We start from the raw sequence: 9,413 nt of genomic DNA, 5'->3' as shown, positions 1-9,413 counted from the left end.
CTATTCGCGTTTGGTCATTAACCAGCTTGATCAAAAATGGTGCGGAATTTTAATCCGATCACAGTGGCTTTGTAAAGCACTTTGTCGATTATAGTCTGTACAATATTTGTTTGAAGAGCTTAGGCAGGGTAATATTGCGCTAATTTCCCATTTTAGACGAAAGCGTGCCGAGAAAATTATGCGCATTATTGGTATTGAAACCTCTTGTGATGAAACAGGAATCGCAATTTATGATGATGAGCAAGGGCTGCTTTCTCATCAGTTATACAGCCAAGTAAAGCTGCACGCCGATTACGGTGGTGTGGTACCTGAGCTAGCGTCGCGTGACCACGTAAAAAAAACCATTCCACTGATTAAAGCGGCATTGGCAGAAGCGAACCTAACGTCGAAAGATATTGATGGCGTGGCTTACACGGCTGGCCCTGGTTTGGTTGGTGCATTGCTTGTGGGCGCAACGATTGGTCGCAGTATTGCCTATGCGTGGGGCGTGCCTGCTGTGCCAGTGCACCATATGGAAGGTCACCTTCTTGCGCCAATGCTAGAAGATAATCCTCCACCATTCCCATTTGTTGCTCTGCTGGTGTCTGGCGGTCATACCATGATGGTAGAAGTGAAAGGCATTGGTGAATACCGAATTCTTGGTGAATCGATTGATGATGCGGCGGGTGAAGCGTTTGATAAAACCGCGAAGCTAATGGGCTTAGATTACCCAGGTGGTCCACTGCTATCTCGACTCGCAGAAAAAGGCACGCCAGGTCGTTTTAAGTTCCCACGTCCAATGACCGATCGTCCGGGTCTAGATATGAGCTTTTCGGGCTTGAAAACGTTCGCGGCAAATACCATTCGTGCTAATGACAATGATGACCAAACTCGTGCTGACATCGCTTATGCGTTCCAAGAAGCGGTTTGTGCGACCTTGGTAATCAAGTGTAAGCGTGCGTTGGTAGAGACGGGTATGAAACGTATCGTGATTGCTGGCGGTGTGAGTGCCAACAAACAACTACGAGTTGAGCTTGAAGCATTAGCCAAGAAAATCGGTGGGGAGGTGTACTACCCACGCACTGAGTTCTGTACAGATAACGGTGCGATGATCGCTTATGCGGGCATGCAGCGCCTGAAGAATGGTGAAACGGCTGATTTATCTGTCCATGCCACACCGCGTTGGCCAATTGACCAGCTAGAGCCGATTGTTTAATCATAACCAATCGCCAAATAAACCATAGTATTTCGATAAACGGTCGCTGAGTGCGGCCGTTTTTATATCCTAGCTTACCGACTGTATGTCGATAAATAATTGCTGAGAGAGATTAGGGAAGAAAATGAACAAGTTCACAGTAGACAATCAATCGATGGCGTACCTAGATGAAGGTCAAGGCCCTGTTGTTGTATTAGGCCACAGCTACCTTTGGGACAGTGCAATGTGGCAGCCACAGATCGAGGCTCTAAAAGCTCAGTATCGCTGTATTGTTCCAGAGCTTTGGTCTCATGGTGAATCACAAGCCGCGCCGAGCTCGATGCGCAACTTAAAAGATTACGCTCAACACATTTTGGATCTACTTGATCATTTAGAAATCGAAGAATTTTCCGTAGTAGGTTTATCGGTTGGCGGTATGTGGGGAACCGAGTTAGCGGAACTTGCACCTGCACGTATTAAATCTTTAGTTCTAATGGATACCTTTGTTGGTTTAGAACCAGAAGTTGCTCATGCTAAATACTTCAGCATGTTAGACACCATTACTCAAACCAAGATGGTTCCTCAACCGATTGTTGAAGCGGTTGTTCCATTGTTCTTTGCAAATGATGCTCAAACAAACACGCCAACTTTAGTGGAAGGCTTTACTCAGAAATTATCGGCTCTTAAGGGTGAGAACGCTGAAGAAGTGGCTCGAATCGGTCGAATGGTCTTTGGACGTCGCGATATGATTGAAGCAGTAGAGAGCTTTGCACTGCCAGTTTTGATCGCTGTAGGGCAAGAAGACAAACCACGTCCGGCACTTGAGTCATACCTAATGAACGATTGTATTACGGGCAGTGAGTTAGTGGTGATTCCTGATGCTGGTCATATTAGTTCGCTAGAGCAACCAGAGTTTGTGAACACAATGCTGAAGACGTTTTTAGATAAACATCTGCTGTAAGCTTTAGATATTGAATAGTATTGCTCGACAGAGATTTACGTTGGTTTAAACGTATCTCAATTTAAAAATGGATCGGCTTAGACATGACAGTTTAAGCCGATTTTTTTTGCCCGAGTTTTGGTTCGCTGCCATCGAGTAGGCGGCGGATATTCTGATGGTGACGTAGGACGATCAAACAACACAACATGGCCACAGGCAGTGTGTATTGAGGTTTGACTAACCAAGCGTAGAAAGGTGCGAGCAACACAGTAACCAGTGCAGCTAAAGAAGAATAACGAAACAAAAATGCCACAACTAACCAGGTCGCCATGATCATGCCCGTTAGATCGAATCCAATTGGGGCGATAGCTCCGAGTGCGGTTGCGACGCCTTTACCACCTTTAAAGTGGAAGAATATTGGATACATATGACCAAGGCAGGCTGCGATCGCCACAACACCTAAAATGATGGGATCGATCTTGAGGTAGTAGCCAAGCCAAACAGGAATGGTGCCTTTAAGCATGTCACAAAGCAGGACGGCCGCAGCGGCGCCTTTGCCACCCACGCGAAGCACATTGGTGGCTCCGGGGTTATTGGACCCCACAGTTCTTGGGTCAGGAAGTCTTAAGACTCGGCATATCAAGACCGCACTAGAGATTGAACCTAGTAAATAGGCAGCAATAATCATGATGAGTGCCAATGGGGTCATGTTTTTCCTTAAACAGTTATAAGCCTAACGATGGGAAAATAATGCTCAATCTAAGAGTAATTGATATCATATCTGGAATTACGCAAATAATACGTTTTTTTCCCCGGTATGGGTATCCGACCTCTAAAAGGACAAGTCATGGCACTGGATAAAGTTTTCATTGAACAGCTAGAAGTAATTACAACGATCGGTGTTTACGATTGGGAACAAGAGATTAAACAAAAACTTGTGCTTGATATTGAAATGGCTCATGACAATCGCCCAGCAGGTAAGAGTGATGATGTTGTCGATGCTTTGGATTACTCGACAGTCAGCACTGCCGTACTTGACCACATTGCGAATGGCCGATTCCTATTGGTTGAGCGTGTGGCAGAAGAAGTCGCTGAATTGATTATGACTCAGTTCTCAGTGCCTTGGATTAAAATTCGTCTAGCGAAGCCTGGCGCAGTACCACAAGCAAAAGCCGTGGGTGTGATCATCGAAAGAGGTCAAGCATGACAATAGCCTATGTTGGTGTTGGCACGAACATAGACCGCGACAAGCATGCAAGGGTGGCATGGACAGAGCTTCAGTCATTAGGGACTAACCTTAAATGCTCTAAGATCTATCACTGTGAGCCTGTGGGGTTTAAAAGCCACTCGTTTTATAACTTTGTGGTTGAGATCGATACATCACTCTCATTGACTGAATTTTCACAGCACCTCCGTGAAATTGAGTTTAAATGGGGTCGCCCTCAAGATGCCCATAAGCTTCAAGATCGAAAGCTCGATCTTGATATTGTGCTGTTTGGAGAGGTGGTTTCTGAGAGCGAGCCAGAATTACCACGCAGTGATATCTATAAATATTCTTTTGTAACACAACCACTTTATGATCTCTGTCCTGCGAGAGTGATCCCGCAAGATGGAAGAACCGTCAGTGAAATATGGCAGAATATGCAGCAATTAGACACACTCTCTGTTGTAGATATGAAACTATAATTTGAAGGCAAGTAATGAGTTATTTTGAAGCGTTTATGTTGGCGTTGGTGCAAGGCTTTACTGAGTTTTTACCTATTTCCAGTTCTGCACACTTAATCCTTCCTTCTGCTGTTTTAGGTTGGGAAGATCAAGGCTTGGCTTTTGATGTGGCTGTCCATGTCGGTACTTTGGCAGCCGTGGTTATCTATTTCCGTAAAGAAGTGGTCTCTCTGTTGAGCGCATTCTTTGGTTCAGTGTTTAAAGGCGATCGCAGTAAAGAAGCGAAGTTAGCGTGGATGATCATTCTCGCGACGATTCCTGCGTGTATCTTTGGTTTGTTGATGAAAGATATTGTTGAGCTTTACTTGCGCAGTGCATGGGGGATAGCGACGACCACCATTATCTTTGGTCTGTTGCTATGGTGGGTGGATAAGAACTCAAGCCTGCGTGATGACGAATACCAAGCGGGTTGGAAAAAGGCGCTGTTTATTGGTCTTGCTCAAGCAATGGCGATCATCCCAGGTACGTCTCGCTCTGGCGCAACGATTACCGCAGCACTTTACCTTGGTTTCACACGTGAAGCGGCGGCTCGATTCTCTTTCTTGATGTCTATCCCAATCATCACTCTGGCTGGTGGTTATTTGGGCCTGAAGTTAGTGACCAGTGGTGATCCAATCCATGTTGGTACTTTGCTAACGGGAATCGTGGTTTCTTTCATTAGTGCTTATATCTGTATTCACTTCTTCTTGAAGCTTATCTCTCGTATGGGTATGACGCCGTTTGTTATTTACCGCTTGATTTTAGGTTTTGGTCTATTCGCTTTCTTGATGATGCAGTAGCGCTCGACTTACGAAGACACATGTATGGTCCTACAGATTGAAACGGAAAAACCCGCCTAATAGCGGGTTTTTTGATACGTGTTTATCAATCTTCTAATGCTTAATTATCAGCGAGTTCAGATAGGGCCCTTTCAATTGCGACCGCTCTGCGTTTTTCTTGTTCTTCTCGAATATATTTACCTTGAAAACCATCGGCAATAATCGATTTCACTTCGACTTGAAGCGCTGCTTGGTAAGCCACTTCAAAACGCGCTTTCTGAGGGTAAGGCTGATCTTCTAATCCTTTTCGGCCTGCGTGATCGGCCTGGCAGCAAAGCAGTATATCGTCGAGTCTATCTGGCTTACGCCAAACATCGAATTTGTTGAGAACCTTGAGGAAGGTGGTTGGCTTTAGCTCGCCTGCACGGTGGATATTGGAATGCTGTTCGCACACTAACAGTGCGAGGTCTCTGAATTCATTGGGCACTCTGACTCTTTCACACAGCTTCTTAATGATTTTTAAGCCTGTATGGCAATGCATTTTGTGGCTTGGCCACTCGCTTTCTGGCGTGACGCCTTTACCTAAATCATGTACTTGAGCGGCAAAGCGTACTGGCAATGACTGGCTTAAGAGTGCTGCTTGTTTAGCCACCATCAGAGTGTGAATGCCCGTGTCGATCTCAGGGTGCCATTTTTCAGGTTGAGGCACACCAAATAGAGCGTCAATTTCAGGCAACACAACAGCTAATGCGCCACACTCTTTCAGTATAGAAAGGAACACTTCAGGGTGCGGAGTACTAAGAGATTTATGCCACTCCTGCCAAACTCGTTCGGCAGTGAGGTGTGCCAGTTCACCTGATTGCACTATCTCACTCATCATCACCATGGTTTCAGATGCAACCGTAAAGTTGAGATGATGGAGTTTGGCGGCGAAGCGAGCCACACGCAGCACACGAAGAGGATCTTCAACAAAGGCATCCGAGACGTGCCTTAGAATACGATCAGAGAGATCTTTTTGGCCATGGTAAGGATCGTAAAGTTGGCCATTGTCATCTTGAGCGATGGCGTTGATCGTTAGATCTCGACGCATGAGATCTTCTTCCAAACTCACATCTGGTGCAAAGTAACATTCGAAACCTGTATAACCCGAACCGGATTTTTTCTCAGTGCGAGCCAGTGCGTGCTCTTCTTTGGTTTTTGGATGTAAGAATACAGGGAAATCTTTCCCGACAGCAGTAAAGCCAAGGCTTTCCATCTCTTGAGGGGTACTTCCTACCACGACCCAATCTCTATCATAACTATCAATATTGAGCAGCTTATCGCGTACCGCTCCACCGACTAGATAGCGCTGTAGCCCATTGTCTTTTGGTAGGCTATCGTATATTTGCAACTTATCACCTCGAAATGTTTTATCACTGCTGGACTTTACTGCGAGCAATGGTACTTTCCATTAATCGTAATTATAGGGCAGCACATGTATAAGGAATATTTTGGCTTCGTTGAGATGCCATTTTCGATTGTACCAAATTCTCGCTATTTGTTTTTGAGTCAGCGTCACCAAGAAGCGATGCAGAACCTACAAGCCGGTTTAGGCGAAGGTGGGGGCTTCGCGATGCTTACTGGTGAAGTGGGTACTGGAAAAACAACGGTCGCCAAAGCGATGTTGTCATCACTCGATAATCAGACTCAAGCTGGCCTTATACTCAACCCTACGTTTTCCAATTCAGATCTACTTGAAGCTATTTGCGATGAGTTTGAGGTCGAATACCCTGAACAAGCGTCGTTGAAACAGCTGAGTCAGGCAATTCATCACTTCCTGCTTGATAGCCATGCTGAAGGCATTCAAACCTTATTGGTGATAGATGAGGCCCAACACCTTGCAGCTGATGTGTTGGAGCAGCTACGCCTTCTGACCAATTTAGAAACCGATAGTCGTAAGCTATTAAAGGTGCTGTTGGTTGGCCAACCTGAATTACAGCAACACTTACAAACCACACAGCTACGTCAACTCGCGCAGCGGATTACAGGTCGCTATCACTTACTACCTCTTAATATCGAAGAAACGGGTAAGTACATCGCGTTTCGTTTGGAAACGGCTGGTGGTGAGCAGATGTTGTTTTCGAATCGTTCAATCAAGCTTATCTCCCAATATACCCATGGTATTCCGAGGCTCATTAACTTGGTGTGTGATAAAGCGCTGCAATTGGCTTTCCATGATGGTGATAAATCACCGAGTAATGAAACGGTTAACCGAGCTTGTCAGCAGGTCATGTCCTTTCAGGCCGATGTGTATCACGTCGAGAAAACTCGTGCTACTCATGTAGTTCCAAAATTAATCCAATACGCGGGGATTGCCACATTAAGTGTCGGCCTTGTAATCGCGACCTTTAACTTCGCCCCAACCTATATTAGTTCATGGATGCCTGCGGATACTTCCAGTGAAGTGAAAACGGAAGTAGCGGCGAATACTCAACGCTCATTTGTGGCTGAAGCACCGATATTGGATGATAAATCTATATCGGTTCAAGATCTCAAGGCTTCGAAGTTTGCACTACCACAAGATGTTCAGAATCACTTAAGGCAAGGGAATAATCAAACGCTTGCAATTAGGGACCTATACACGCTTTGGGGGTATGAATCTTCGCTTCGTGATTGGCTATGTTTGAGTGAACAACAAAGTGTATTTGTATGTGAGCAACATCAAGCCAATTTAGAATATTTGATTGAACTTGGAGTTCCCGTGGTTCTTAATCTGGAATTAGGTCAAGAACCTGTGTTTGCTGTACTTTATGGCGCGTCTGAGGAGTCTGTTGAGCTCCTAGTCAACGAAAAGCTATTGGTGATGCCTAAGCGCACCTTAAAGCAAATTTGGCAAGGTGATTATGTCGCGATTTGGAAACAGCCGCTAAGAGAGACCCTGAAAGAGGGCTATCAAGGTGAGGCGGTTGCTTTACTTGATCTATTGCTTTCAGAAGTCTTGGGTGAAGACGTATCGGGCAGTGATGTATTTGACTATGAATTGAAAATGAAAATCGAAGCGTTTCAAACTTGGCAGGGTATGTCTGTTGATGGCATCGCAGGTAAGCGCACCTTAGCAAGGTTGCAGAGATTAGCTCAACTCGACTCGCCTAAGTTGATGTCATTAGAAGGAGGCGAAAGCTAATGTCACGTATTATGCACGAGCTTAAACAGTCTTCTAATAATAAACCTAGTTTTAAAGGTTACCAAAACCATCACGTGCCTAGTTCTGCTAGAGGGATTAGCAACAAACGAGGTTCATCGTTAACAATGGGACTGATCCTTGTCTTGGTGCCTTCTTTATTGGTGGGCGGCGTTCTGGCTTACCAGTCGCATAATCAACAGCAGCAGCAAGGCTCGGCTAGCCCCGTAGCTCTGCCTGAATCAAAGCTTCAATCAGACCTTGAGCCTCACATTGCCAGTGTGGATGCAGTGTCAGTGGATGCAGACGATGAAGCATTATTCTCTGTTCGCTCGGCACCGGTAAGCCAGCTTTTGAAAGCACTACCGCGTCAAGAGATACATGCAAAGATGGGCACCGACATCGGTAATATCGCTAGTGACTCAAAAGCGATATTGGCAAATGTAGATACTAGTAATCAAGCAGCAACGAATTTAGAGCCATTATCTATTGAACCGTCAGTTCAACCTGGAACGAATAATGATAATGCCACGCTGCAATCGGACCGTGATTTACTGAAAGGGTTAGACCTCACCGAGTTGTCACCCGATTTAGCGTTGAAGCTTGAATCAATGATGGGAGAGCAGTCGGTTTCATCTGAACCGATGGATTCTAGACCTGTGGGGAATATGGATTCTCAGGTCATCGATTTAGAAACACATGGCAATAGATTGTCTGGTGTATTACCTAAGTTAGACTTACAAACTCACATGTACTCGAGTAGCGAAACTAAGCGTTGGGTAAAAGTGAATGGACATGAAGTTGCTCAAGGGGAATGGATCGAGCGGGGTATTCAGTTGCTTGAGATTAAACCACAATCGGTAATCATTGAATTCAATCAGCAGAAAATAGAAATCCCAGCTTTGTATGAGTGGAAAGGTTAGTACTATCGATATTACTTACTGTGATTGATGTTAGCGCTGTGACTTGAATGATAAATCCAGACAAATAAAAAGGAGCACCTCGGTGCTCCTTTTTGATATTCGATACTGAACCTACTAGCAAATGCGAGGCTTACGCCCAGCCGTTTGGTGACTTTCTACGACGAGGCATGATGTGTGGCAGAACAAGGCCAAGAAGTAGACCAATACCAGCAACACCACCACCGTACATGAAGTACTTCAATAGTAAGTCATCTTTTTGAGTATCTAGCTTAGCGCGTAGTTGACGGTTCTCAGTTTGAGAGCTCGTTAGCTGTTGGCTAATCTCACTGTAGTTCTGCTCTAGTTCAGCAATCTGTTTGTTGCGAGAGTCTAGAGAGCTTGCGAGACCTGCTTTTTCGCTGTCAGCACTTTGGCGAGCATTCGCCAGTTTGCCTTTTACTTCAGAGAGTTCTTTCTCTAGCTTAGGCATGCGCAGCGCCATACTTTCTTTTGTGCTTACGAACTTACTCTCAACCCAACCTTTACGTCCTCGGCTATCTTGAACCTGAGTGTAACCCGTGCTCTTGTTAGTTTGCAGGTAGGTGATTTTCTCGCCGGCATCAATACTACCTATGATACGGAAAGTATTGTTTGGGCCAGAGTGCATATAAGTAAATAGTTTGTCAGCAATATAACGGTCTTGAGCAAAGGCAGCTGGAGCCGCAAGCATTGCGAACAAAACTAAGCTAATCAG

The 9,413-nt window shown here is 45.2% G+C and carries 10 protein-coding genes; 7 read left to right on the top strand and 3 right to left on the bottom strand.

All coding sequences use genetic code 11. The features are described from left to right. The first annotated feature begins 178 nt into the window (after positions 1 to 178). Both tsaD and MED222_RS06980 read left to right on the top strand, forming a co-directional pair. The gene (gene tsaD / locus MED222_RS06975; RefSeq protein WP_009847795.1) at positions 179 to 1,195 is read left to right on the top strand and encodes a tRNA (adenosine(37)-N6)-threonylcarbamoyltransferase complex transferase subunit TsaD; all 1,017 of its coding nucleotides are present in this window, start codon (positions 179 to 181) and stop codon (positions 1,193 to 1,195) included. A 124-nt stretch (positions 1,196 to 1,319) separates the two neighbouring features. Further along, complete coding sequence (locus MED222_RS06980; protein ID WP_009847794.1) at positions 1,320 to 2,135, top strand: alpha/beta fold hydrolase; 816 nt, start codon at positions 1,320 to 1,322, stop codon at positions 2,133 to 2,135. A gap of 91 nt (positions 2,136 to 2,226) precedes the next feature. Here the strand turns inward: MED222_RS06980 and plsY are convergent, their stop codons facing one another. Continuing rightward, on the bottom strand, positions 2,227 to 2,823 hold the full coding sequence (plsY, locus tag MED222_RS06985) for a glycerol-3-phosphate 1-O-acyltransferase PlsY (protein ID WP_009847793.1): 597 nt from the start codon (positions 2,821 to 2,823) through the stop codon (positions 2,227 to 2,229). A 138-nt stretch (positions 2,824 to 2,961) separates the two neighbouring features. Here plsY and folB point away from each other — a divergent pair, with 138 nt between their 5' ends. The 3 genes from folB to MED222_RS07000 are packed head-to-tail and all read left to right on the top strand — an operon-like array spanning position 2,962 to position 4,618. Next, positions 2,962 to 3,321 carry a dihydroneopterin aldolase gene (folB, locus tag MED222_RS06990; protein WP_004735969.1) on the top strand — a complete coding sequence of 120 codons (360 nt, stop codon included), beginning with the start codon at positions 2,962 to 2,964 and terminating at the stop codon, positions 3,319 to 3,321. Next, positions 3,318 to 3,800 carry a 2-amino-4-hydroxy-6-hydroxymethyldihydropteridine diphosphokinase gene (gene folK / locus MED222_RS06995; protein ID WP_009847792.1) on the top strand — a complete coding sequence of 161 codons (483 nt, stop codon included), beginning with the start codon at positions 3,318 to 3,320 and terminating at the stop codon, positions 3,798 to 3,800. The genes folB and folK overlap by 4 nt, the downstream gene beginning before the upstream one ends. Positions 3,801 to 3,814: 14 nt before the next feature. Continuing rightward, positions 3,815 to 4,618 carry an undecaprenyl-diphosphate phosphatase gene (locus MED222_RS07000; protein WP_009847791.1) on the top strand — a complete coding sequence of 268 codons (804 nt, stop codon included), beginning with the start codon at positions 3,815 to 3,817 and terminating at the stop codon, positions 4,616 to 4,618. A gap of 100 nt (positions 4,619 to 4,718) precedes the next feature. Here MED222_RS07000 and MED222_RS07005 read toward each other — a convergent pair whose 3' ends face one another. Next, positions 4,719 to 6,035, bottom strand: coding sequence for a multifunctional CCA addition/repair protein (locus tag MED222_RS07005; protein ID WP_009847790.1), 1,317 nt, complete (start codon positions 6,033 to 6,035; stop codon positions 4,719 to 4,721). A 36-nt stretch (positions 6,036 to 6,071) separates the two neighbouring features. Between MED222_RS07005 and MED222_RS07010 the strand changes: the two genes are divergently transcribed. Beyond that, positions 6,072 to 7,760, top strand: coding sequence for an ExeA family protein (locus MED222_RS07010; protein ID WP_009847789.1), 1,689 nt, complete (start codon positions 6,072 to 6,074; stop codon positions 7,758 to 7,760). Further along, positions 7,760 to 8,680, top strand: a complete 921-nt coding sequence (locus tag MED222_RS07015) for a general secretion pathway protein GspB (protein ID WP_009847788.1) — start codon at positions 7,760 to 7,762, stop codon at positions 8,678 to 8,680. The genes MED222_RS07010 and MED222_RS07015 overlap by 1 nt, the downstream gene beginning before the upstream one ends. A 130-nt stretch (positions 8,681 to 8,810) precedes the next feature. On the opposite strand, the gene MED222_RS07020 is transcribed toward MED222_RS07015, so the two are convergent. Beyond that, on the bottom strand, positions 8,811 to 9,413 hold a 603-nt coding region (locus MED222_RS07020), incomplete at its 5' end, for a TIGR04211 family SH3 domain-containing protein (protein ID WP_232281816.1).

It is taken from the genome of Vibrio sp. MED222, from assembly GCF_000153005.1.
Lineage (GTDB): Bacteria > Pseudomonadota > Gammaproteobacteria > Enterobacterales > Vibrionaceae > Vibrio > Vibrio tasmaniensis_A.
Note: the sequence above shows the minus strand (reverse complement) of the source record. Positions and strands in the feature narration are given on the sequence as shown.